This window comes from Variovorax sp. LjRoot175 (assembly GCF_964253805.1).
Lineage (GTDB): Bacteria > Pseudomonadota > Gammaproteobacteria > Burkholderiales > Burkholderiaceae_C > Variovorax.
The window spans coordinates 766,948-789,192 of the sequence record NZ_CAXURY020000001.1; the positions used below are offsets into that span (position 1 = coordinate 766,948).

At 68.3% G+C, this 22,245-nt stretch carries 22 protein-coding genes; 20 read left to right on the forward strand and 2 right to left on the reverse strand.

The window, feature by feature from the left end; all coding sequences use genetic code 11:
* The 8 genes from ACSQ89_RS03875 to ACSQ89_RS03910 all read left to right on the forward strand — a co-directional run bounded on the left by ACSQ89_RS03875 (position 1) and on the right by ACSQ89_RS03910 (position 8,060).
* On the forward strand, positions 1-813 hold the full coding sequence (locus tag ACSQ89_RS03875; RefSeq protein ID WP_093110835.1) for a cyclase family protein: 813 nt from the start codon (positions 1-3) through the stop codon (positions 811-813).
* The gene (locus ACSQ89_RS03880) at positions 810-1,541 is read left to right on the forward strand and encodes an SDR family NAD(P)-dependent oxidoreductase (protein WP_436295334.1); all 732 of its coding nucleotides are present in this window, start codon (positions 810-812) and stop codon (positions 1,539-1,541) included. The genes ACSQ89_RS03875 and ACSQ89_RS03880 overlap by 4 nt, the downstream gene beginning before the upstream one ends.
* Positions 1,542-1,674: 133 nt before the next feature.
* Positions 1,675-2,832, forward strand: coding sequence for an ABC transporter substrate-binding protein (locus ACSQ89_RS03885; protein WP_093110839.1), 1,158 nt, complete (start codon positions 1,675-1,677; stop codon positions 2,830-2,832).
* Between the two features lies 1 nt (position 2,833).
* Positions 2,834-3,976, forward strand: coding sequence for an ABC transporter substrate-binding protein (locus tag ACSQ89_RS03890; protein ID WP_436295335.1), 1,143 nt, complete (start codon positions 2,834-2,836; stop codon positions 3,974-3,976).
* A 7-nt stretch (positions 3,977-3,983) separates the two neighbouring features.
* A complete protein-coding gene (locus tag ACSQ89_RS03895; protein WP_436295336.1) occupies positions 3,984-5,300 on the forward strand; it encodes an aromatic ring-hydroxylating dioxygenase subunit alpha in 1,317 nt (438 codons plus the stop codon).
* A complete protein-coding gene (locus tag ACSQ89_RS03900; protein ID WP_170855765.1) occupies positions 5,297-5,767 on the forward strand; it encodes an aromatic-ring-hydroxylating dioxygenase subunit beta in 471 nt (156 codons plus the stop codon). The genes ACSQ89_RS03895 and ACSQ89_RS03900 overlap by 4 nt, the downstream gene beginning before the upstream one ends.
* 38 nt (positions 5,768-5,805) lie before the next feature.
* Positions 5,806-6,963: an ABC transporter substrate-binding protein gene (locus tag ACSQ89_RS03905; protein ID WP_436295337.1), complete on the forward strand. Its 1,158-nt coding sequence runs from the start codon at positions 5,806-5,808 to the stop codon at positions 6,961-6,963.
* Positions 6,964-7,004: 41 nt separating this feature from the next.
* On the forward strand, positions 7,005-8,060 hold the full coding sequence (locus ACSQ89_RS03910; protein ID WP_093110846.1) for a branched-chain amino acid ABC transporter permease: 1,056 nt from the start codon (positions 7,005-7,007) through the stop codon (positions 8,058-8,060).
* Between the two features lie 11 nt (positions 8,061-8,071).
* Here the strand turns inward: ACSQ89_RS03910 and ACSQ89_RS03915 are convergent, their stop codons facing one another.
* Positions 8,072-9,301, reverse strand: a complete 1,230-nt coding sequence (locus ACSQ89_RS03915; protein WP_436296012.1) for an IS110 family transposase — start codon at positions 9,299-9,301, stop codon at positions 8,072-8,074.
* Between the two features lie 503 nt (positions 9,302-9,804).
* Between ACSQ89_RS03915 and ACSQ89_RS03920 the strand changes: the two genes are divergently transcribed.
* The 6 genes from ACSQ89_RS03920 to ACSQ89_RS03945 are packed head-to-tail and all read left to right on the forward strand — an operon-like array spanning position 9,805 to position 16,017.
* Positions 9,805-11,589, forward strand: a complete 1,785-nt coding sequence (locus ACSQ89_RS03920; RefSeq protein WP_093110890.1) for a branched-chain amino acid ABC transporter ATP-binding protein/permease — start codon at positions 9,805-9,807, stop codon at positions 11,587-11,589.
* Positions 11,586-12,317 (forward strand): ABC transporter ATP-binding protein, encoded by a 732-nt coding sequence (locus ACSQ89_RS03925; RefSeq protein WP_093110848.1) that lies wholly within the window; start codon positions 11,586-11,588, stop codon positions 12,315-12,317. Before ACSQ89_RS03920 ends, ACSQ89_RS03925 begins: the two co-directional genes overlap by 4 nt.
* Positions 12,304-13,911, forward strand: a complete 1,608-nt coding sequence (locus tag ACSQ89_RS03930; RefSeq protein WP_436295929.1) for an ATP-dependent acyl-CoA ligase — start codon at positions 12,304-12,306, stop codon at positions 13,909-13,911. The genes ACSQ89_RS03925 and ACSQ89_RS03930 overlap by 14 nt, the downstream gene beginning before the upstream one ends.
* Positions 13,912-13,916: 5 nt before the next feature.
* Complete coding sequence (locus ACSQ89_RS03935; RefSeq protein ID WP_436295930.1) at positions 13,917-14,687, forward strand: SDR family NAD(P)-dependent oxidoreductase; 771 nt, start codon at positions 13,917-13,919, stop codon at positions 14,685-14,687.
* Between the two features lie 50 nt (positions 14,688-14,737).
* On the forward strand, positions 14,738-15,514 hold the full coding sequence (locus tag ACSQ89_RS03940; protein WP_436295931.1) for an SDR family NAD(P)-dependent oxidoreductase: 777 nt from the start codon (positions 14,738-14,740) through the stop codon (positions 15,512-15,514).
* Positions 15,511-16,017 carry a MarR family winged helix-turn-helix transcriptional regulator gene (locus ACSQ89_RS03945; RefSeq protein ID WP_093110856.1) on the forward strand — a complete coding sequence of 169 codons (507 nt, stop codon included), beginning with the start codon at positions 15,511-15,513 and terminating at the stop codon, positions 16,015-16,017. The genes ACSQ89_RS03940 and ACSQ89_RS03945 overlap by 4 nt, the downstream gene beginning before the upstream one ends.
* Before the next feature lie 98 nt (positions 16,018-16,115).
* On the opposite strand, the gene ACSQ89_RS03950 is transcribed toward ACSQ89_RS03945, so the two are convergent.
* The gene (locus tag ACSQ89_RS03950) at positions 16,116-16,706 is read right to left on the reverse strand and encodes a chalcone isomerase family protein (protein WP_093110858.1); all 591 of its coding nucleotides are present in this window, start codon (positions 16,704-16,706) and stop codon (positions 16,116-16,118) included.
* A gap of 283 nt (positions 16,707-16,989) precedes the next feature.
* On the opposite strand from ACSQ89_RS03950, the gene trpE reads away from it, so the two are divergent.
* From trpE to trpD, 6 genes are read left to right on the forward strand one after another with little or no spacing between them, the layout of a single operon-like run.
* On the forward strand, positions 16,990-18,492 hold the full coding sequence (gene trpE / locus ACSQ89_RS03955) for an anthranilate synthase component I (protein WP_093110860.1): 1,503 nt from the start codon (positions 16,990-16,992) through the stop codon (positions 18,490-18,492).
* The gene (locus ACSQ89_RS03960; RefSeq protein WP_093110862.1) at positions 18,492-18,881 is read left to right on the forward strand and encodes a GxxExxY protein; all 390 of its coding nucleotides are present in this window, start codon (positions 18,492-18,494) and stop codon (positions 18,879-18,881) included. Before trpE ends, ACSQ89_RS03960 begins: the two co-directional genes overlap by 1 nt.
* The gene (locus ACSQ89_RS03965; RefSeq protein ID WP_093110864.1) at positions 18,878-19,462 is read left to right on the forward strand and encodes an aminodeoxychorismate/anthranilate synthase component II; all 585 of its coding nucleotides are present in this window, start codon (positions 18,878-18,880) and stop codon (positions 19,460-19,462) included. Before ACSQ89_RS03960 ends, ACSQ89_RS03965 begins: the two co-directional genes overlap by 4 nt.
* 5 nt (positions 19,463-19,467) lie before the next feature.
* On the forward strand, positions 19,468-20,520 hold the full coding sequence (gene ltaE, locus ACSQ89_RS03970) for a low-specificity L-threonine aldolase (protein ID WP_436295932.1): 1,053 nt from the start codon (positions 19,468-19,470) through the stop codon (positions 20,518-20,520).
* Positions 20,513-21,184, forward strand: coding sequence for a LysE family translocator (locus tag ACSQ89_RS03975; protein WP_093110868.1), 672 nt, complete (start codon positions 20,513-20,515; stop codon positions 21,182-21,184). The genes ltaE and ACSQ89_RS03975 overlap by 8 nt, the downstream gene beginning before the upstream one ends.
* Before the next feature lie 22 nt (positions 21,185-21,206).
* Positions 21,207-22,232, forward strand: a complete 1,026-nt coding sequence (trpD, locus tag ACSQ89_RS03980) for an anthranilate phosphoribosyltransferase (RefSeq protein WP_436295933.1) — start codon at positions 21,207-21,209, stop codon at positions 22,230-22,232.
* Positions 22,233-22,245: the final 13 nt, after the last annotated feature.

Genomic DNA, 22,245 nt, shown 5'->3' on the forward strand with positions numbered 1-22,245 from the left:
ATGACGACCACCACCGAACTGATGTCCACCGCCGAGATCCTCGGCGGCCTCGTGAGCGCGATGGCCACAGGCCGCATCCGCGTGATCGACCTCACGCAGACGCTTTCGCCCGAGTTCCCGCAGATCGCGCTGCCGCCCGAGATGGGCCAGTGCTGGCCCTTCCGCATCGAGGAGGTGTCGAAGTACGACGAGCGCGGACCCGGCTGGTACTGGAACAACTTCTCCTGCGGCGAGCACACGGGCACGCACTTCGATGCGCCGATCCACTGGATCTCGGGCCGCGACCTGCCGAACAACTCGGTCGATACGATTCCGGTGCAGCACTTCGTGGCGCCGGCCTGCGTGATCGACTGTTCCGCTCAATCGGCTACCGATCCCGATTACCTGCTGACGGTGGAAGACATCGAGCGCTACGAGGCCAAGCACGGCCGCATCCCGAAAGGCGCCTGGGCGCTGATGCGCACCGACTGGTCGAAGCGCCAGGACCCCGAGGCGTACCAGAACTTCGACGAGACCGGGCAGCACACGCCGGGTCCGAGCACCGAGGCCGTGCGCTTCCTGGTCGAGCAGCGCGACGTGCTGGGCTTCGGCTCCGAAGCCATCGGCACCGATGCCGGCCAGGGCTACCACCTGCGCCCGCCCTATCCCTGCCACTACTACATGCACGGCGCCGGGCGCTACGGGCTGCAGTGCCTCAGCAATCTCGACCTGCTGCCGCCGGCCGGCGCGGTGCTGATCTGCCCGCCGCTCAAGATCGAGAAGGGCAGCGGCAGCCCCTTGCGCGTGCTGGCGCTGGTGGGGGCGGCACCATGAATCTCACGCATCCCGTCGCCGCCGTGACCGGCGGCAGTGCCGGCATCGGCAAGGCCATCTGCGCGGACCTGCTCGCGCAGGGCTACGAGGTGGTGTCGCTGGCGCGCCGCCGCTGCGAGATCGACCATCCCAAGCTGCACAGCATCGAGGTCGACCTGATGGACCGTGCCGCCACCGCCGAAGCCGCGCGCGAGATGGCGCGTCGCTTCGAGGTGACGACCGTGGTCCACAACGCCGGCGTGATCCGTCCCGCGCTGCTCGCGGACGTGAAGCTCGATGACCTGGACGCGCTGGTCGAGTTGCATCTGGGCTGCGCGATCCAGCTGGTGCAGGCGGCCTTGCCCGCGATGCGCGCGGAACGCTTCGGCCGCGTGGTGCTGCTGTCCTCGCGCGCGGCGGTCGGCCTGGCCACGCGAACGAACTATTCGGCCACCAAGGCCGGCATGCTGGGCATGGCGCGCACCTGGGCGCTGGAGCTTGCGGCCGACGGCATCACGGTGAACGTGGTGGCGCCGGGGCCGATCCGCACCGACATGTTCTACGACGTGGTGGAGGCCGGCAGCGAGAAGGAACGCGCGCTCGCGGCCTCGGTGCCGGTGCAGCGCCTCGGCGAATCCTCCGACGTGGCACGGGCCGTGCGTTTCTTCGTCGACCCGGCCAACAGCTTCGTCACCGGCCAGGTTCTTTATGTGTGCGGCGGCACCAGTGTGGGCAGTCTTGCGCTGTAGCGGTGCGTCGCGCGCCAAACGCAAAACCTCTCGTTGTCTCCCTTGTCATTGCACCATCGTCTCGCTAGTATTGTTTAGGTCTAAACATTTCATAAATCATGTTAAGACTCAGCTCAACCCCTGGAGGATCGTCATGAAAGTTCCAAGCCCCATCCGCGCCCTGGCGGGCATCGTCCTCGGCATCGGTGCATTGAGCGCCGCGAGTGCCTGGGCTGCCGACTACAAGGTCGGCTTCATCACCTCGCTCTCGGGGCCGGTGTCTTCGCTGGGGATTCCCTACGAGAAGGGGATGAAGGCCGCGCTGGCCTACAAGTCCGAAGTGGGCGGTCGCAAGATCCAGCTGGTGCAGCTCGACGATGCGTCGGATCCGTCCACCGCGGCGCGCAATGCGCGCAAGATGATCGACGAGGACAAGGTCGACGTCATCATCGGCACGGCCGGTTCGCCCGGCGCGCTGGCCATCGCGGCCGTGGCGCGCGAAACCAAGACGCCGCTGATCTCGATCGCCAACGCCAACCTGCCCGGCGAGGAGGGCGCCTGGATGGTCACGCTGCCGCAGCCCGCGCCGTTGATGGTGAGCGCGGTGGTCGAGCGCATGAAGAAGTCGGGCGTGAAGACGGTCGGCTACATCGGCTTTTCCGACGCCTGGGGCGACCTGGTCTACGACGCGCTGACGAAGAGCGCGGAGCCGGCCGGCATCAAGGTCGTGTCGAACGAGCGCTATGCGCGCGCAGACGCCTCGGTCACCGGCCAGGTGCTGAAGATCGTCGCGCTGCGTCCCGATGCGGTGATCACCGGCACCTCGGGCACGCCGGGCGCGCTGCCCTACCTCGCGCTCTCGGAGCGCGGCTACAAGGGTCAGATCTACGGCATGCATGCGTTGATCAACCCCGACTTCGTGCGCGTGGGCGGCACCTCGGTCGAAGGGCTCCTGGCGCCCACCGGCCCGGTGATCGTGGCCGAGCAGCTGCCCGACTCCAACCCGATCCGCAAGGTCTCGATGGACTTCCGTGCGGCCTACCAGAAGGCCAACGGCGCGGCGCCGACCGATGCCTTCTCGGCCTACACCTTCGACGCCTGGCTGCTCTTCCTCGATGCGGCGCAGCGCGCCAAGGGCGAGCCCGGCACGCCGGCCTACCGTGTGGCGCTGCGCGATGCGATCGTCAGCACCAAGGAGCTGGTGGGCACGCACAGCGTCTACAACTTCAAGCCCGACAACCGCTACGGCTCGGACGAGCGCTCGCGCGTGGTCGTCAAGCTCGAAAAGGGTCAATGGAAGCTGGTCCCCTGAGATGAAGAACATCGCACGTCTTGCCGGCCTCACGGCCATCGCCCTGGCGGCCGCGCAGGCCGCGGCCGCCGATCTCAAGATCGGCTTCATCAGTTCGCTCTCAGGTCCGATCTCGGCGCTCGGCATCCCCTACGAGAAGGGCATCCGCGCCGCCATCGCCGAGCATCCGATGCTGGCCGGCCGCAAGGTCGAGCTGATCGTGCTCGACGATGCGTCGGACCCCACCACCGCCGGGCGCAATGCGCGCAAGCTGGTGGTGGAGGACAAGGTCGACGTGCTGATCGGCACCTCGGGCGTGCCCAGCGCGATGGCCATCGCGGCCGTGGCGCGCGAACTCAACACGCCGCTGATCTCGCCCACGCCGGTCACCATTCCCGGCGCCGAAGGCGCGTGGACCGTGACCGTGTCGCAGCCCTTTCCGCTCATGGTGGCGGGCGTGGTCGAGCGCATGAAGAAGTCGGGCGTGAAGACGGTGGCCTTCATCGGCTTCTCCGACGCGCTGGGCGACCTGGCCTACGACTCGCTCGTGAAGAGCGCAGACGCCGCCGGCATCAAGGTGGTGGCCAACGAACGCTACGCACGCAGCGATTCGTCGGTGGCGGGCCAGGTGCTGAAGATCGTCTCGGGCCGCCCCGATGCGGTGTTCGCCGGCAACTCCGGCACGCCGGGCGCGCTGCCCTACCTCGCACTCGCCGAGCGTGGCTACAAGGGCCAGATCTACGGCACGCACGGCCTGATCAATGCTGACTTCGTGCGCGTCGGCGGCGCATCGATCGAAGGCCTGCAGGTGCCCAGCGGCCCGGTGCTGGTGGCCGACCAGCTCGCTGCGGACAACCCGATCAAGAAGGTGTCGATGAACTTCCGCAGCGCCTACCAGAAGGCGCACGGCGTGATGCCCACCGATGCCTTCTCCTCCTACACCTACGACGCCTACCTGCTGCTGGCCGACGCCGCCTCGCGCACCAAGGGCGAGCCCGGCACTACAGCCTACCGCACGGCGCTGCGCGATGCGATCGTCGGCACGAAGGAGCTGGTGGGCACGCACGGCGTCTACAACTTCAAGCCCGACAACCGCTATGGCTCCGACCAGCGCGCAGTGGTCGTGGTGCGGATGGAAAAGGGCCAGTGGAAGCTGGTTCCCTAGTACGACGATGACCACCTACCGCGACCGGCCCGAAGCGATCCGCGCGCTCGTCCAGGACGATCGCGTGCACCGCGATCTCTACCTGAGCGAGGAGCTGTTCGCGCTCGAGCAGGAGCGTTTCTTCGCCAACACCTGGCTCTACGTCGGCCACGCGAGCCAGGTGCCGAACACCGGAGACTTCTGGTCGCTCGAACTTGCCGGCCGCCCGGTGATGATGGTGCGCCAGCCCGACGGCGCGGTGCGCGTCTTCTACAACCGCTGCGCGCACAAGGGCACTCGACTCGTGACCGACGAGAGCGGCAACACCGGCAAGTTCTTCCGCTGCCCCTACCACGCCTGGACCTACAAGCTCGACGGCGCGCCGCTCGCGATCCCGCTCAAGACCGGCTACGAAGGCACGCGACTGAAGGAATGCGAATCAGGGCAGGGCCTGACCGAACTGAAGCACACGGTCGTCTACCGCGACTTCGTCTTCACGCGCATCGCCGATCGCGGACCGGACTTCGAGGCCTACTTCGGCGAGGTGCTGCAGGCCATCGACAACATGGTCGATCGCTCGCCCGAGGGCCGGCTCACGGCGGGCGGCGGCGTGATGCGCAACATCGTCCATTGCAACTGGAAGATGTACCTCGAGAACATCAACGACACGGTGCATCCGATGTCGACCCACGAGTCGGCCACGCAGGCGGCCGATGCGCTGTGGCAGGGCCGTGCGCCCGACGAACCCAAGCCGATGGCGATGGAGCAGATCCTGCCCTTCGGCTCGGGCTACGACTTCTTCGACAAGATGGGCGGGCGCGTGTTCGCCAACGGCCACAGCGTGCTGGGCGTGAACTTCAGCATCCACTCGAATTACGCGCAGCTGCCCGACTACGAGGCGGCGATGCGCGAGGCGCACGGCGCCGAGCGGGCGATGGAGATCCTGCAGCGTTCGCCGCAGAACTCGGTGCTCTTCCCCAGCCTGTCGGTCAAGGGCTCGCCGCAGGTGATCCGCGTGATCCGCCCGCTGGCCGCGAACCGCACGCTGATCGAGGCCTGGAGCTTCCGCGCCGCCGGTGCGCCGGACCTGCTGTTCGAGCGCGCGATGACCTACAACCGGCTGGTCTTCTCGCCCATGTCGGTGGTGGCGCACGACGACGTGCACCTGTTCGAAAGCATTCAGCAGGGCCTGAAGGCCGAGGGCAACGAATGGGTGAGCCTGCATCGCAACTTCGATTCCGCGGAGCTCGGGCAGGAAACGATCACCACCAACGGCACCAACGAGCTGCTGATGCGCAACCAGTTCCGCGCGTGGGCGAAGTACATGGCGGAGCCCGCATCATGACCGACCCCGCAGACTTCATCGCCGCCGAGGCCGCGCTGCTCGACGCCGGCCGCTTCGACGACTGGCTCGCGCTGTTCGCCGAGGACGGCCATTACTGGGTGCCGCTGCAGGGCGCCGCGCAGGCCGATCCGCATCTGCACAACTCGCTGGCCTACGAAGACCGGCTGCTGCTGCAGCTGCGCGTGGACCGCCTGAAGAACCCGCGCGCCCACTCGCAGCATCCGAAGAGCCATTGCCAGCACGTGCTGCAGCGCTCGATCGTGGAGCGCGAGGACGAGGCCACCGGCGAAGTCGCGCTCGCCACGCCCTTCATCTACGTCGAGTCGCGCGGCGAGGAGCAATTGATGCTCGCCGGCACCTGCCGCCACCTGCTCGCGCGCACGCCCGAGGGCTTCGCGATCCGGCAGAAGCGCATCGACCTTCTCAACGCCGGCCGCGCGCTGCCGGCCATCCAGTTGTTCATTTGAGCGAGTTGCTCACCCTTCCACCCACCAGGAGCCACGACATGAAGAGCTTGATGAAGACCTTGGCGCACAGCGCGCTGGCCACGGCCCTTGCCGCCGGATTCGCGATGACCGCGCTCGCGGCCGACCTCAAGGTCGGCCTGAGCGTGTCGCTCTCGGGCCCCAACTCCTCGCTCGGCGTGCCCTACGCCAAGGGCATGCAGGCCGCGCTGGCCTACAAGCCGGAGGTCAACGGCCGCAAGATCCAGCTGATCGTGCTCGACGACGGCTCCGACCCGACCACCGCGGGCCGCAATGCGCGCAAGCTGGTCGAGGAGGAGAAGGTCGACGTGCTGATGGGCACCTCCGGCGTGCCCGCCGCGATCGCGATGGCGCAGGTCGGGCGCGATGCCAAGGTGCCGATGATCGGGCTCACGCCGATCCAGCTCGACCCGGCCGAGAACGGCTGGGTCTTCACGGTCGCGCAGCCCACGCAGCTGATGATCGACGCCGTGGTCGAGCGCATGAAGAAGGACGGCATCAAGACCGTGGGCTACATCGGCTTCTCCGATGCCTGGGGCGACCTGGTCTACAACGCCCTGATGAAGGCCGCGCCCGCGGCCGGCATCAAGGTGCTGGGCAACGAGCGCTATGCGCGCGCCGACGCCTCGGTCACCGGCCAGGTGCTGAAGCTGGTCGCCATGCGTCCGGATGCCGTGATGACGGGCGGCGCCGGCACGCCGGGCGCGCTGCCTTTCCTGGCGCTGGCCGAGCGAGGCTTCAAGGGGCCGGTGTACGGCCAGCACGGGCTCATCAACCCCGACTTCGTGCGCGTCGTCGGCGCCTCGGGGCAGGGTGCGCTGATGCCGACCGGCCCGGTGATCGTGGCCGAGCAGCTGCCGGCCAACTACCCGACCAAGAAGATCGCCATGGACTTCCGTGCCGCCTTCCAGAAGGTCAACAACGCGCCGACCAGCGACGCCTACTCGGCCTATTCCTTCGACGGCTGGCTGGTCTTCGCCGATGCCGCGGCGCGCGCCAAGGGCGAGCCGGGCACGCCCGAGTTCAGGCTGTCCCTGCGCGACGCGATCGCCAGCACCAAGGAAGTGGTGGGCACGCACGGCGTCTACAACTTCAAGCCCGGCAATCTCTACGGCGTGGACGAGCGTGCGCGCGTGATCGTCAAGCTGGAGAACGGCCAGTGGAAGCTCGCCAACTGAGCCGGCACTAGCAAGAGCGAGACAAAGCGGAGGACTGTTCAATGACACCGGACGTGGCACTGATCCTGGGCATCGATGGCCTGGCGAATGGCGCTGTTTATCTTCTGGCCGGGCTGGGGCTGGTGCTGATCTTCTCGGTCACCCGCGTGGTCTTCGTGCCCTTCGGCGACGTCGCGGCCTTTGCCGCGCTGTCGCTGGCCGCATTCGAAACCGGGCGCGTGCCGCCCACCATCGGCATGGTGGTGGTGCTCACCGCGCTCGCGCTGGCGACCGAGGTCGCCAGCCTGGTGCGCCGCGGCGAAACGGCGCGCATCCCCAAGGCCCTGCTGGGCTGGGGCGTGCTGCCGCTCATTCCCTGCCTGCTGGCCTGGCTGGCAAGCCGGCCAGGCGTGCCGGCGCCGGTGCACATCGCGGTCGCGGTGCTGCTGGTGGTGCCGATCGCGCCGCTGCTCTCGCGCGTGGTGTTCCAGCCGATCGCCGATGCGTCGGTGCTGGTGCTCCTGATCGTGTCGCTCGCGCTGCACTTCCTGCTCTCGGGCCTGGGCCTGTTGTTCTTCGGCCCCGAAGGCTCGCGCACCCAGCCGCTGGCCGGCGGCTCTCTGCCCCTGGGCGACGGCTTCGCAGTGAGCGGACAGGTGATCCTGATGGTCGGCGCGGCGATCGTGCTCAGCGGCATGTTCTTCCTGGTGTTCGAGCGCACGGTGGCCGGCAAGGCGCTGCGCGCCACCGCCGTCAACCGCGTGGGCGCACGGCTGGTCGGCATCCGGCCGGCGCGCACGGCGCTGCTGGCCTATGGCTGCGCCTCGCTGCTGGCCGGGCTGATCGGCGTGCTGATCGCGCCGGTCACCACCATGTACTACGACTCGGGCTTCATCATCGGCTTGAAGGCCTTCGTGGCGGCGATCATCGGCGGGCTGGTGAGCTATCCGATGACCGCCATCGGCGCGCTGGCGGTAGGGGTGGTCGAGAGCTTCGCCTCCTTCTGGAGCGGCGCGCTGAAGGACGTGATCGTCTTCAGCCTGCTGATCCCGGTGCTGATGCTGCGGTCTTTCCTGAGCGTGCATGCGGAAGAGGAAGAAGAGGAGGTGGACCAATGAGACATCCTGGGTCAACCTTCCCCGCTGGAAGCGAGCTTGAGGGCACCGAGGTGACGCTCGGGGTCATAGGGTGTGCGATCGGTCCAGGCGCGCCAGATGATGCGCAGCCAAGCTCGCGCGAGGATGCGAATCGCGTGCGGATGATCACAGCCTCGGGCACGCGCTGCGGCGTAGATGGTACGGGCCCAGTCGTTGGCGTGACGGGAGTTGTCGGCCAGGCAAGTGATGGCCTGTCGCAGGCGGTGGTTGCAGGCCCATCGGAAGGCCACGCTGCGGGTCTTGCCGGACTGGTAGGTCACGGGCACTGCGCCGGCTTCGGCGGCCAGTTGATCGAGCGTGGGGAAACGCTCGCGCACATCACCCAACTCGGCCAGGATCTGCGCAGCGCAGACACGGCCGGCGCGGGGGAAGGACATGATGATCTGCCCGTCGGGCAGCGACTCGATGAAACGCTCGATACGGCGCGTGAGTTGGGCGATCTGCTCGACCAGAGGCTGCAGCACCGCCACCATCGAGCGCACGAGCTGCCCTGCAGCCTCATTGGTGAGGGGGCCGGCCAGGCCCGTTGCGGCGCCGTTCAGGCGTGCCAGCAACTCGGCTGGACTGCGGCGTCCGCTGTAGTGCTGGCTGCGGCAGAACCGATTCAAGGCGGCCTCGCTGAGCCGGGCGGCCGACACGGCCGAGGGATAGCGCTTGAGGAACGCCAACGCGATGGGCGAAGTGATGTCGCAGAAGATGCAAGCCGCGCCGGGCCAGAAGGCTTCGAGCGTGCTGTGCAGCTGGTTGCCCAGTGCCACGCGGGTGGCCACCAGATCGTCGCGCGAGCGCACCAGCGCACGCAGCGCGCGGATCGAATCGGACTGCGGCGACAACTCCCTCCAGCGGTGTCCGTCGGTGCGCAGCAGGTCGGCCAGCAGGTAAGCATCGGAGGCATCACTCTTGGCGCCGTGGCTACGGTAGCGCGGACGGCTGGCCTTGACTGCGTTGGGATGGATGGGAAAGACGTGATGGCCGGCCTCGACCAGCGCGTCCACGATCAGGCCCGAAGGCCGCTCGATGGCGATGCGCACACGCGCGCCGAAGCGAGCCAGGCGTTGCATCAGTTCGCCAAGGCCAGCCCGGTCGTGGGCGATCTCGAAGCGCTCAAGCGCACCGCCTGTGATGTCGATGACACACACCGCGTGGGTGTGCACGGCCCAGTCCAGGCCGACAAACACGTTGCTGCAAGCATTGGTACTCATGGACAGACTCCAGAAAGTTGCGGTATGACTGCCCGTGTCGGAAGGCGCGGCGGGAAGCTCATAAATTGGCGCTCCAGCTGGGTAGGCCTGGCGCTACATCCTGTGGCCCGTCGTGGCCTTCCGGCACCCTGCGGGCTGCTGGTCTCATTGGGGCCTTTGAAAGGCAAGCGACGCAGGCAGTCACCGCAGGGGCACGGAAGTCGCTCGATACCTTCGATCGTTCTCCTTGGCGGCGTCAATGCCGCACCTGCCCAAGACAGCAGCACCAAACACGGGTTGCCCACCGGGTGCTTCGCAGTTGTGGACAACACGCTTCGTGGCCTGACAAAGGGCCAGCGCGTTGTCCACAACCAAGCCCGGTGGACAACCCTGCGCTGCAGCGCTTCGGGCCGCTTCAAAAACCAAGAGGTTGCCTTATGAGCGCCGCGCCCACACCCGAAGTCGTGCGTCCCGTGTTCGATGAAGCCGCGGGTGCCGCGCGCAAGCCCGCAGAGAGAAGGTCGATGAACCCTGCTTCCAAGCGCCTGCTCTGGATCGGCCTCGTCGTCGTCGCGCTGGCCGTGGTGCCGCTGCTCGCCGGCAACTTCACGGTTTCGCTGTTGAACGACATCGGCATCGGCGCGCTGGTCGCGCTGGGCCTGGTGCTGCTCACCGGCATCGGCGGCGCGACCTCCTTCGGGCAGGCGGCCTTCGTCGGCATCGCCGCCTATGCCACGGCCTGGCTCAGCACCACGCAGGGGATGTCGCCCTGGCTGGGGCTGGCGTTCTCGCTGCTGCTGACCGGTCTCTCGGCGCTGGCCATCGGCCTGCTCACCTTGCGGCTGGGCGGGCACTTCCTGCCGCTGTCCACTATCGCGTGGGGCTTGTCGATCGCGATGCTCTTCGGCAACGTCGATGCGCTGGGGCGCCACACCGGTCTGTCGAACATTCCGGCGCTGACCATCGGCACCTGGTCGCTGGCCGATCCGCGCGCGATCTACTACCTGATCTGGGGCCTGGTCGGGTTGGCCTTCCTGTTCAGTCGCAACCTGCTGCAGTCGCGGCCGGGCCGCGCGATCCGCAGCCTGCGCGGCGGTGCGATCCTGCTGGCCAGCGTCGGCGCGGATGCCTATCGCGTGCGGCTCACGCTCTTCGTGACGGCTGCCCTCTTCGCCGGCCTCGCGGGCTGGCTCTATGCGCACATGAACCGCTTCGTCAGCCCCTCGCCCTTCGACGTGCGCGCCAGCATCGAGTACCTGCTGATGGCCGTGGCCGGCGGGCTTGGGCAACTGACGGGCGCGCTGGTCGGAGCGGCGCTGGTGCTCATCCTCAAGAACGGGCTGCAAGACGTGCTGCCCCTGCTGACCCAGCGCGCCGGGCAGCTCGAGGCGGTGGCCTTCGCGACGCTCTTCATCCTGCTGCTGCACTTCGCGCGCGGCGGGCTGATGGGCTTCGTGCGGCGCTGGACGCACCGGTTTTCGGGATCGCAGGCGCCTCGCGAGCCCATGCCGCTCGTTTCGCCGCTGACGCATCGCACGCTGCCCGATCGCGGCGCGCCGATCCTGTCGGTCACCGGCGCGGTCAAGCGCTTCGGCGGGCTGGTGGCCGTCAACGATGTCAGCTTCGACGTGAAGGCCGGCGAGATCATGGGCCTGATCGGCCCCAATGGCGCCGGCAAGTCGACCATGTTCAACCTGCTGACCTGCACGCTGCCGATGACGGCCGGGCAGGTGCGCTTTCTGGGCCAGGACATCGCGGGCATGCCGCAGCGCAAGGTCGCGCGACTCGGCTTGGCGCGCACCTTCCAGCACGTGAAGCTCAGGCCGCACATGAGCCTGCTGGACAACGTCGCGCTCGGCGCCCATTCGCGTACGCGTTCGGGCGTGCTGAAGGCGGGGCTGCGGCTCGACCGCACCGAGGAACGCCAGATCCTGCAGGAGGCGCAGCGGCAGCTCGACCGCATCGGCCTGGGCGACCGCGCGCACGAACTCGCGGGCAGCCTGCCGCTGGGCACGCAGCGCATCCTGGAGATCGCGCGCGCGCTCGCGGCCGACCCGGTGCTGCTGGTGCTCGACGAGCCGGCCGCCGGCTTGCGCCGCAAGGAGAAGATGGCGCTCGGCGACCTGCTGCGCAAGCTGCGCGAGGAGGGCGTGACCATCCTCATCGTCGAGCACGACATGGACTTCGTCATGAAACTGGTGGATCGCCTGGTGGTGATGAACTTCGGCTCCAAGCTGGTCGAGGGCGTGCCCTCGGCGGTGCGCGCGGACGAGCGCGTGCAGGCAGCGTATCTCGGGAGCGTCGTATGACCGCGATGCTCGAGATCGGGGACCTTCACGTTTCGTACGGCCAGGTCGATGCCGTGCGCGGCGTGTCGCTCAACCTGGAGCACGGCCAGATCATCTCGGTGATCGGCCCCAACGGCGCCGGCAAGACCACGCTGCTGGCTGCTGCGATGGGCTTGCTGCCCTGCAAGGGCCTGCTGCGCTTCGAGGGCGAAGACCTGCACGGGCTCGACGTCGAGGCGCGCGTGGAGCGCGGCCTGTGCCTGGTGCCCGAGAAGCGCGAGCTCTTCGGCGAGCTGACCGTGCTCGACAACCTGCAGCTGGGCGCCTTCGGCAGCCGGCTCCGCAGCGATGCCCTGAAGCGCCGGCTGCAGTCGGTGTACGACCGCTTCCCGCGCCTGGCCGAGCGCCGCGCGCAGCGCGCCGACACGCTCTCGGGCGGCGAGCGGCAGATGCTGGCCGTGGGCCGCGCGCTGATGTCGGCGCCGCGCCTCTTGATGCTGGACGAGCCCAGCCTCGGGCTGGCGCCGCTGATCGTGCGCGACATCCTGGCCATCGTGCGCAAGCTGCGCGAAGACGGCGTGTCGATCCTGCTGGTGGAGCAGAACGCGCGCGCCGCGCTGGAGAGTTCGGACCACGGCTACGTGCTGGAGACCGGCGAGATCGCGCTCTCGGGCGCCTCCCAGGAGCTTGCCAGCGATCCGCGCGTGCAGGCCACCTACCTTGGCGGAGGTACCAATGGCGACGGATGAGCGAGCGGCGAGCCCGCTGCCTCCGGGTCAGCGTACGCTGCCCGCGATGCTGCAGCGGCAGGCGGTGCTGTTCGGCGAACGTCCATTGCTGCGCATCGCGGGGCGGTCGTGGTCGCACCGCGATGCGGCGCAGGCCGCGGGCCTTCGCGCTGCGGCATTGGCCGAGGCGGGCGTGCAGCGCGGCGACCGGGTGGCCGTGATGAGCGGCAACCGCATCGAGTTTCTCGAAGTGTTCCTCGGCTGCGGCTGGCTCGGCGCCTCGGCGGTGCCGATCAACACCGCGTCGATGGGGCCGCAGATCGAGTACTTCCTTTCCAACAGCGAGGCGAAGCTGCTGGTGATCGAAGAGGCTTTCGTAGAGCGCTTGCAGGCGGCCGACCTCGCGCGCACTTCGCTGCGCGAGATCTGGGTGCTGGGCGAGGACGCCGATCGCGCTGCGTGGCCGGGCATTCGCGTGCTGCCGTATCCCGCCGCAACCGCCTCGCTCGCGCCGGCGAAGGTGCAACCCGGCGATCCGCTCGCCATCCTCTACACCTCCGGCACCACCGGCCCGGCCAAGGGCGTGGTCTGCCCGCATGCGCAGTACCACTGGTGGGGCGTCAACAGTGCCGACGTGCTGGGCGTCGAGGCGGAGGACGTGCTGTGCACCACGCTGCCGCTCTTTCACATCAACGCACTCAACACCTTCGCGCAGGCCGCGATCACGGGTTGCGAGGTGGTGTTCGAGGCGCGCTTCTCGGCCTCGGGCTTCTGGCCCACGATGCGCGCCTCGGGTGCGACGGTGGTCTACCTGCTCGGCGCGATGGTGCCGATACTGCTCGCGCAGCCCGAGGGGTCCGGCGAGCGTGAGCACCGCGTGCGCACCGGGCTCGGCCCCGGCGTGCCGGCCGCGGCGGGCCAGGCCTTCTTCGAGCGCACCGGCGTCCGGCTGCTGGAAGGCTACGGCTCCACCGAAACAAATTTCGCAATCGCCACCGCGCCTGATTCGCCGCGCGGCGGCGTGATGGGGTGGCTGCGACCCGGCTTCCAGGCGCGCGTGGCGGACGAGGACGATGTCGAACTCCCGAACGGCGAGGCAGGCGAGCTGCTGTTGCGCGCTCATGAACCCTACGCCTTCGCGAGCGGCTACCTCAACATGCCCGAGAAAACCGTCGAGGCCTGGCGCAACCTCTGGTTCCATACCGGCGACCGCGTGGTGCGCGATGCCGACGGCGCCTTCCGCTTCGTCGACCGCATCAAGGACGCGATCCGCCGGCGCGGCGAGAACATCTCCTCCTTCGAGGTCGAGCAGGTGCTGCTGAGCCACCCGGCCGTGGCGGGCTGCGCGGTCTACCCCGTGCGTTCCGAACTGGCCGAGGACGAGGTGATGGCCGCGCTGGTGGCGCGTGACGGGCAGCGCATCGATCCGGTCGAGCTGCTGGCGTACTGCGAATCGCGCCTGCCTTACTTCGCGCTGCCGCGCTATGTCGACCTGCTGCCCGACCTGCCGCGCACCGAGAACGGCAAGGTGCAGAAGTACAAGCTGCGCGAGCGCGGCGTGAGCGAGATCACCTGGGACCGCGGACCCGCGGCGCGCCCGCCGGCCAAGGGCTGAATCGCATGGCTGCGCACCCGGACGCACCGCTGTTCTCGCTGGCCGGGCAGGGCGCCTTCGTGACCGGTGCAGCGCAAGGCCTGGGTGCCGCGATCGCGCGCGGCCTGGCCGAGGCGGGGGCGCGCGTCGTGCTCGCCGATGTCGACGGCGCAGTCGACGCGGCCGCGGCGGCGCTGCGCGCAGACGGCCATGACTGCATCGCCATGCAGCTCGATGTGCGCGACGAGGCTGCCTTCTGGCTGTGCTTCGATGCGGGCGTGCAGCACTTCGGCGGCATCGATGTGATGGTGAACAACGCCGCCCGCACGCTGTACTCCTCGATCTGGGACATCACAACCGAGGAGTGGGACGAGGTGCTGGCCGTGAACCTGCGCGGCAGCTTCTTCGGCTGCCGCATCGCCGGGCGCCACATGCGCGAGCGGGGCGCGGGCCGGATCATCAACCTGTCGTCGATCGCCGGGCAGCAGGCCAGCGCGGCGACCGGCGTTCACTACGCGGCGTCCAAGGCGGGCATCGTGGCGCTGACCCGTTCTTTCGCGCAGGAACTGGCGCCGCACGGCGTCACGGTGAACGCACTGGCGCCGGCGGCGGTGCGCAGTCCGGTGCTCGATGCGATGAGCCGGATGCAGCAGCGCACGGTGTCGGCCGGCATTCCGCTCGGCCGCTTCGGCGAGCCGGAGGAGGTGGCCGCGGCCGTGGTCTACCTCGCATCGCCGGCCGCGGCCTTCATGACGGGCGCGACGCTGGACCTCAACGGCGGGCGGCTCATGCGCTGAGGCATGACGCGGCGCGCCACTAGAATGATTCAGAACTAAACCATTCAGGCATGCAAACAAATTCACTGACCGGGCGCCATGCCCTCGTGACCGGCGCCGCGCGCGGCATCGGCGCGGAGATCGCGCGCACGCTGGCCGCCGAGGGCGCGGTGCTGACTTTGCTCGGACGCGACCGTGACGCGCTCCAGCGCGTCGTCGATTCGCTCGCGGGCAGCGGCCACGGCGTGGTCGCGGCCGACGTGGCCGATGTACAGGCCGTGCAAGGCGCGTTCGCCCAGGCGCGCGCGGCGCGAGGCCCGATCGCCATCCTCGTCAACAACGCCGGTGCGGCGGAGAGCGCGCCGTTCCTGAAAACTTCGGTCGAGCTCTGGCAGCGCATGCTGTCCGTCAACCTGACCGGAAGCTTCCTCTGCGCCCAGGCCGCGCTGCCCGACATGCTCGAGGCCGGCTGGGGTCGCATCGTCAACATCGCGAGCACGGCCGGGCAGAAGGGCTATGCCTACGTCTCGGCCTACACGGCCGCCAAGCACGGCGTGATCGGCTTGACGCGTTCGCTGGCGCTGGAGATGGCGAGGAAGGGCGTCACCGTCAATGCGGTATGCCCCGGCTACACCGACACCGACATCCTGCGCGACAGCGTGGCCAACGTGGTCCAGAAGACCGGCCGCAGCGCCGACGATGCGCTGGCCGAGTTCGCGGTCGTCAATCCGCAGCGGCGCATCGTGCAGCCTGCGGAGGTGGCCGATGCGGTGCGCTGGCTCTGCGGCGAGGGCGCGGCTTCGGTCAACGGCCAGTCCATCTCGGTGTCTGGAGGCGAAGTCACATGAAGCAGAACGACGCCTCGCACGCGCTGCTCAGCGACGCGCAGGAGCTGGGCCACGAAGCGCGGGCCGGCACCGGCGACCATGCGGTGCTCAAGCTCTGGCTGCGAATGCTGGCCAGCACCACCCAGATCGAGGCCGAGATCCGCAAGCGGCTGCGCGAGCGCTTCGACATCTCGCTGGCCCGCTTCGACTACATGGCGCAGCTCTACCGCTACCGCGACGGTCTCAAGATGCGCGTGCTCTCGCGCTACCTGATGGTGACCGGCGGCAACGTCACCGGCCTGACCGACGAGCTGGAGCGCGAAGGCGTGGTGCAGCGCTCGGCCAGCCCGGAAGACCGCAGGGCCTGGATCGTGAGCCTGACGCCGAAGGGCCGCCGCAGCTTCGAGGCCATGGCCAAGGAGCACGAGGAATGGCTGCTCGAGATGTTCTCGGGCCTGGACGCGAAAGCGGTGCAGCAGCTGTACGCGCAGCTGGGGGCGCTGCGCGTGCACCTTGTGCGCTAGCCGGCGAGGCGAGCCCTTCGACAAGCTCAGGGCGAATGGGAGGTAACGAGGACCACGGACCCCCACCCCGTTCGGGCTGAGCCTGTCGAAGCCGCCCCCTAGCCCTTGCCGAGCAGCGCGTCCTTCAGCTTCCAATCGGCCGGGTTCGGGCCGAGCCAGATGCGCATCAGCGCATTGAAGAAAGCCTGCTCCTTGATCGGCTCGCCCTGGGCCACGCCCTTGACCGAGATCACGGTGCCGGTACCCGGCACCCAGTCGACGGTGAAGGCGTCCCCGGCCTTCAACTGCTTCTGGTCGGCGAACATCTGGCCCATGCGCACCAGGCCGGGAATCAGCTGCAGCATCTCGGTCTTGGGCGAGTTGTCTTCCACGCCGCGCGTGAACAGCTTGCCCAGTTCGTTGGCATCGATGTCGCGCAGCATGGTGATCGCCATGCGCTTGGCGCCGGGCACGGCCAGCACTTCCTCGGTGGTCGAGGCCTTCTTGCCCAGGTAGAGGCCGGCGGTGTAGACCTTGAACACGGCCTTGTAGCGCACGCCGGCCCCGTTGAGCTGCAGCTTGCTGCCCTTGAGATCGAGCGCATCGTCGAGCTTGACGCCGGCCATCTCGACCGGGGCGGCCGAGGCAGCGAGCGAGGCGAGGGCGAGGGTGGTCAGCGCGAGCGCGCGCCGCAGGGCAGGCTGGGTCATCGGGGTTGTCTCCGTCAGCGAAAAATTTAAAGTGCCTCAATGTATCTTTTTGTACAGGCCTTGTCGCTGGGCTAAACTCACGCTTCCATGTTCATTCATCACGTCATTCAGACAGGTCAAGGCAGCCGGGGAGCCTGGCCTTGGCGCACGCCATCGTCGTTGCCTGTTTGATTGCATGGCGCACGCCGTGCGCCCGCGGCCCGCGGTCATCCCGACCCGGCCACTCACCTGAATGACCCCGCCAGCGACCTCGAAGCGTCACTGGCCGACGGAGACCCCACCCGTGATCACCGAACTCGAATTCAAGAGCCTCAGCGCGCAGGGCTACAACCGCATCCCGCTGATGGTCGAGGCCTTCGCCGACCTCGAAACCCCGCTTTCCCTCTACCTGAAGCTCGCCCATACCAAGGAGGGCGGCAAGCACAGCTTCCTGCTCGAATCGGTGGTGGGCGGCGAGCGCTTCGGCCGCTACAGCTTCATCGGGCTGCCGGCGCGCACCCTGCTGCGCGCAAGCGGCTTCGGCGACGACGCGCTGACCGAGGTCGTGACCGGCGGCAAGGTCGTCGAGACGGCCAAGGGGAATCCGCTCGATTTCGTCGCGGCTTACCAAAAGCGCTTCAAGGTGGCGCTCAGGCCCGGGTTGCCGCGCTTCTGCGGCGGCCTGGCCGGCTACTTCGGCTACGACACGGTGCGCCATATCGAGAAGAAGCTCGAGCAGAGCTGCCCGCCGGACACGCTGGGCTGCCCCGACATCCTCCTCTTGCAATGCGAGGAACTGGCGGTCATCGACAACCTCTCCGGCAAGCTCTACCTGATCGTCTATGCCGACCCTGCCCAGCCCGAGGCGTACGCCAATGCCAAGCGGCGGCTGCGCGAACTGCGCGAGCAGCTCAAGTACTCGGTGAGCGCGCCGCAGGTGAGGCCGACGCAGGCACACCCGCCCGAACGCAGCTTCGCCAAGGCCGACTACCTGGCGGCGGTCGAGCGCGCCAAGGAGCTGATCGCGGCCGGCGACTTCATGCAGGTGCAGGTGGGCCAGCGCATCAGCAAGCGCTATACCGAGTCGCCGCTGTCGCTGTACCGCGCGCTGCGCTCGCTCAACCCGTCGCCCTATATGTACTACTACCACCTGGGCGATTTCCACGTGGTCGGCGCCTCGCCCGAGATCCTGGTGCGGCAGGAGCACACCGGCGAGGGCGAGCAGAAGATCACCATTCGCCCGCTGGCCGGCACGCGCCCGCGCGGCGCCTCGCCCGAGCTCGACCGCGCGGCCGAGGCCGAGCTGATCAACGACCCCAAGGAGCGCGCCGAGCACGTGATGCTGATCGACCTGGCGCGCAACGACATCGGCCGCATCGCCAAGACCGGCAGCGTCAAGGTGACGGAGGCCTTCGCCGTCGAGCGCTACAGCCATGTGATGCATATCGTGAGCAACGTCGAAGGCACGCTGAAAGACGGCATGACCGCGATCGACGTGCTCAAGGCCACCTTCCCGGCCGGCACGCTGACCGGTGCGCCCAAGGTGCACGCGATGGAGCTCATCGACCAGCTGGAGCCGACCAAGCGCGGCCTCTACGGCGGCGCCTGCGGCTACATCAGCTATGCGGGCGACATGGACGTCGCGATCGCGATCCGCACCGGGATCGTGAAGGACCAGATGCTGCATGTGCAGGCAGCGGCCGGCGTGGTGGCCGACTCGGTGCCCGAATTGGAGTGGAAGGAAACCGAGGCCAAGGCGCGGGCGCTGCTGCGCGCCGCCGAACTGGTCGAGGAAGGGCTCGAGTGATGGCCGACGAATTTCAGAACAACGACTTCTCGCACGAGATCATCGGCGCCGCGGTCGAGGTGCAGCGCGTGCTCGGCGTCGGCCTGCCCGCAGAGGCGTACGCCGCCGCGCTGGAGATCGAACTCGCCGAACGCGAGATCGGCTTCGTGCGGGACGTGCCGGTGTCGGCCAGCTACAAGGGCCGCTCGCTCGGTGAGGTCTGCCGCGCGGGCTTCGTGGTCGAGCAATCGCTCATCGTCGAGGTGAAAGCGGTCGATGCATTGACCGACCTGCATCGCGCGCAGGCGCAGGCGGCGGTGCGGCTGTCGGGGCTGCCGCTGGGCCTGCTCATCAATTTCAACGTGTTCCCGGTGGTCAAGGGCGTGCATCGGATCGGAGCCAAGCCATGAAACTCCTGATGATCGACAACTACGACAGCTTCACCTACAACCTGGTGCAGTATTTCGGCGAACTCGGCGCCGAGGTCGAGGTGTTTCGCAACGACGAGATCACGATCGAAGGTCTGCGCGAGCGCGTTGCCGCCGGCGTCGCGCGGTTGGTGGTTTCGCCGGGGCCGTGCTCGCCGGCCGAAGCGGGGGTGTCGGTGGCGGCCATCAAGGAGTTCGCAGGCCAGCTGCCGATCCTCGGCGTCTGCCTCGGGCACCAGGCGATCGGCGCGGCCTTCGGCGGCAGGATCGTTCGCGCGCAGCAACTGATGCACGGCAAGACCAGCGAGATCACGACCACACGCGAGGGCGTGTTCGCCGGGCTGCCGGAGAAATTCAGCGTCAATCGCTACCACTCGCTGTCCATCGAGCGCGACTCCTGCCCGCGCGAGCTCAAGATCACCGCCTGGACCGACGATGGCGAGATCATGGGCGTGCGCCACACGGGCTTTGCACCCGCGGTGCGCATCGAGGGCGTTCAGTTCCACCCCGAATCGATCCTGACCGAGCACGGCCATGCCATGCTCAAGAACTTTCTGGAGTGACCCGCATGAGCATGACGACCCTGGTGGACCTGCGCAGCGACACCGTCACCCGGCCGACCGCCGCGATGCGCCAGGCCATGCTCGAAGCGCCGCTGGGCGACGACGTGTTCGGCGACGACCCGAGCGTCAACGCGCTGCAGTCGCAGATCGCCGAGATGCTGGGCTTCGAAGCGGCGCTGTTCGTGCCGACCGGCACCCAGAGCAACTTCTGCGCGATCCTGGCCCATTGCCAGCGCGGCGACGAATACATCGTCGGCCAGCTGGCGCATTGCTACCGCTGGGAAGGCGGCGGCGCCGCAGTGTTCGGCAGCGTGCAGCCGCAGCCGCTCGAGCACCAGCCGGACGGCTCGCTGGCGCTGAAAGACATCGAGGCTGCCATCAAGCCCGACGACGCGCATTTCGCGCGCACCCGGTTGCTGGCGCTGGAAAACACGATCGGCGGCAAGCTGCTGCCCTTCAGCTATGTCGAAGAGGCGACGCAACTGGCGCAGCGCAAGGGCCTGGGCCGCCATCTGGACGGCGCACGGCTCTTCAATGCCGCCATTGCACAAGCCGCCCAGCGCGGCACCGAGGCGCGCGCCGAAGCGCGCCGCATCGCACAGTGCTTCGACAGCGTCTCGGTCTGCTTCAGCAAGGGCCTCGGCGCCCCGGTGGGTTCAGCACTGTGCGGCTCGCGCGAGCTGATCGCGCGCGCCCACCGCATCCGCAAAATGGCCGGCGGCGGCATGCGGCAGGCCGGCATGCTGGCGGCCGCTGCTTCTCATGCACTGCAACACCACATCGACCGCCTCGCACAGGACCACGCGCTCGCGCGCCGGCTGGCCGACGGCCTGGCCGGGATTCCCGGGCTGCAGGTCGAGACGCCGCAGACCAACCTGCTGTTCGTCGACCTGAGGGGCGAGGCGCAAGCGCGCTCGGCCGAGCTGCTGGCCCACCTGAAGCAAAACGGCGTGCTTGCCACCGGCTTGTATCGGCTGCGCTTCGCGACCCATCTCGACGTCGACGCAGCCGGTATCGACCGCGCCATCGGCGCGATCCGGAGCTTCTTCCATGCCTGAACTCCATTCCCTGCTGCTGTTCATCGCCGCCGGCCTGCTGCTGAATCTCACGCCGGGCCCCGATGTGCTCTACATCGTGAGCCGCGCGCTGCGCTCGGGCACGCGCGCCGGCATCGTGGCGGGCATCGGCATCACGGCCGGCTGCTTCGTGCACATCACCGCCGCCGCGGTGGGCGTGAGCGCGCTGATGGCGGCATCGACCACCCTGTTCACCGCCCTCAAGTGGCTGGGCGCGGCCTACCTGCTGTGGGTCGGCGTGCGCATGCTGCTGTCGCGGCCGGGCAAAGACCCGTCGGCGCTGGTGCGCGCCGATGCAGATGCGGCGGGCCCCGCCAGCATGAAGAGCGTGTTCCTCGGCGGCTTCTGGACCAATGTGCTCAACCCCAAGGTGGCGCTGTTCTTCCTGGCCTTCGTGCCGCAGTTCATTGCGCCCGATGCGGCGAACAAGCCGCTGGTGTTCTTCCTGCTTGGCGCGCTGTTCAACTTCAACGCGATCTTCGTGAACTTCGCCTGGGCATTGCTGGCCGGCTGGACGGCGCGCCGCGTCGGCGCGGTGCAGCGCGGCATGCACTGGCTGGAGCGCGGCGCGGGCGCCCTGTTTGTCGGCTTTGGCATCAAGCTCGCGCTGTCCGAGAATCCGCTCGCGGCAGCTCACGCTCACTGAAACAACCGAGGGAGACTTCATCATGCCCATCACCCCCCAGGAAGCCCTGCAGCGCACCATCGAACACCGCGAGGTGTTCCACGACGAGATGCTGCACATCGTGCGCCTCATCATGAGCGGCGAATGCTCGCCGGTGATGATGGCGGCGCTCATCACCGGCCTGCGCGTCAAGAAGGAAACCATCGGCGAGATCACCGCCGCCGCGCAGGTGATGCGCGAGGTGTCGACCAAGGTGCAGGTGGCCGACACCACGAATTTGGTGGACATCGTCGGCACCGGCGGCGACGGCTCGCACACCTTCAACATCTCGACCTGCTCGATGTTCGTCGCCGCCGCTGCGGGTGCCAAGGTCAGCAAGCACGGCGGGCGCAGCGTGAGCAGCAAGTCGGGCAGCGCCGACGTGCTGGAGTCGTTGGGCATCAACATCAACCTCAAGCCCGAGCAGATCGCGCAATGCATCGCCGATGTCGGCATCGGCTTCATGTTCGCGCCGAACCATCATCCGGCCATGAAGAACGTGGCGCCGGTGCGCAAGGAACTCGGCATCAAGACCATCTTCAACATCCTGGGGCCGCTCACCAATCCGGCCGGCGCGCCCAACATCCTGATGGGCGTGTTCCATCCCGACCTGGTCGGCATCCAGGTGCGCGCGCTGCAGCGGCTGGGCGCGGAGCATGCGCTGGTGGTCTACGGGCGCGACGGCATGGACGAGATCTCGCTCGGGGCCGCCACCATGGTCGGTGAGTTGAAGAACGGCGAGATCCTCGAGTACGAGCTGCATCCCGAGGACTTCGGCTTCCAGATGTCGAGCAACCGCGCGCTGCGCGTCGAGACGCCGGAGCAGTCGAAAGCGATGCTGCTCGGCGTGCTCGACAACCAGCCCGGCGCGGCGCGCGACATCGTCGTGCTCAATGCCGGCGCGGCGCTCTATGCGGCCAATCTGGTGGATTCGATCGGCGCGGGCGTGGCGCGCGCGCGCGCCGCCATCGACTCCGGCGCAGCCAAGGCCAAGCTGGCCGAGCTGGTCAAGGCGACGTCCGCCAGTTGAGAGAGCAGGGAAC

Excerpts from the sequence above, each read along its gene's own strand:
- ACSQ89_RS03875 (WP_093110835.1), top strand. The coding sequence starts at position 1 with ATGACGACCACCACCGAACTGATGTCCACCGCCGAGATCCTCGGCGGC.
- ACSQ89_RS03880 (WP_436295334.1), top strand. The coding sequence starts at position 810 with ATGAATCTCACGCATCCCGTCGCCGCCGTGACCGGCGGCAGTGCCGGC.
- ACSQ89_RS03885 (WP_093110839.1), top strand. The coding sequence starts at position 1,675 with ATGAAAGTTCCAAGCCCCATCCGCGCCCTGGCGGGCATCGTCCTCGGC.
- ACSQ89_RS03890 (WP_436295335.1), top strand. The coding sequence starts at position 2,834 with ATGAAGAACATCGCACGTCTTGCCGGCCTCACGGCCATCGCCCTGGCG.
- ACSQ89_RS03895 (WP_436295336.1), top strand. The coding sequence starts at position 3,984 with ATGACCACCTACCGCGACCGGCCCGAAGCGATCCGCGCGCTCGTCCAG.
- ACSQ89_RS03900 (WP_170855765.1), top strand. The coding sequence starts at position 5,297 with ATGACCGACCCCGCAGACTTCATCGCCGCCGAGGCCGCGCTGCTCGAC.
- ACSQ89_RS03905 (WP_436295337.1), top strand. The coding sequence starts at position 5,806 with ATGAAGAGCTTGATGAAGACCTTGGCGCACAGCGCGCTGGCCACGGCC.
- ACSQ89_RS03910 (WP_093110846.1), top strand. The coding sequence starts at position 7,005 with ATGACACCGGACGTGGCACTGATCCTGGGCATCGATGGCCTGGCGAAT.
- ACSQ89_RS03915 (WP_436296012.1), bottom strand. The coding sequence starts at position 9,301 with ATGAGTACCAATGCTTGCAGCAACGTGTTTGTCGGCCTGGACTGGGCC.
- ACSQ89_RS03920 (WP_093110890.1), top strand. The coding sequence starts at position 9,805 with ATGAACCCTGCTTCCAAGCGCCTGCTCTGGATCGGCCTCGTCGTCGTC.
- ACSQ89_RS03925 (WP_093110848.1), top strand. The coding sequence starts at position 11,586 with ATGACCGCGATGCTCGAGATCGGGGACCTTCACGTTTCGTACGGCCAG.
- ACSQ89_RS03930 (WP_436295929.1), top strand. The coding sequence starts at position 12,304 with ATGGCGACGGATGAGCGAGCGGCGAGCCCGCTGCCTCCGGGTCAGCGT.
- ACSQ89_RS03935 (WP_436295930.1), top strand. The coding sequence starts at position 13,917 with ATGGCTGCGCACCCGGACGCACCGCTGTTCTCGCTGGCCGGGCAGGGC.
- ACSQ89_RS03940 (WP_436295931.1), top strand. The coding sequence starts at position 14,738 with ATGCAAACAAATTCACTGACCGGGCGCCATGCCCTCGTGACCGGCGCC.
- ACSQ89_RS03945 (WP_093110856.1), top strand. The coding sequence starts at position 15,511 with ATGAAGCAGAACGACGCCTCGCACGCGCTGCTCAGCGACGCGCAGGAG.
- ACSQ89_RS03950 (WP_093110858.1), bottom strand. The coding sequence starts at position 16,706 with ATGACCCAGCCTGCCCTGCGGCGCGCGCTCGCGCTGACCACCCTCGCC.
- ACSQ89_RS03960 (WP_093110862.1), top strand. The coding sequence starts at position 18,492 with ATGGCCGACGAATTTCAGAACAACGACTTCTCGCACGAGATCATCGGC.
- ACSQ89_RS03965 (WP_093110864.1), top strand. The coding sequence starts at position 18,878 with ATGAAACTCCTGATGATCGACAACTACGACAGCTTCACCTACAACCTG.
- ltaE (WP_436295932.1), top strand. The coding sequence starts at position 19,468 with ATGAGCATGACGACCCTGGTGGACCTGCGCAGCGACACCGTCACCCGG.
- ACSQ89_RS03975 (WP_093110868.1), top strand. The coding sequence starts at position 20,513 with ATGCCTGAACTCCATTCCCTGCTGCTGTTCATCGCCGCCGGCCTGCTG.
- trpD (WP_436295933.1), top strand. The coding sequence starts at position 21,207 with ATGCCCATCACCCCCCAGGAAGCCCTGCAGCGCACCATCGAACACCGC.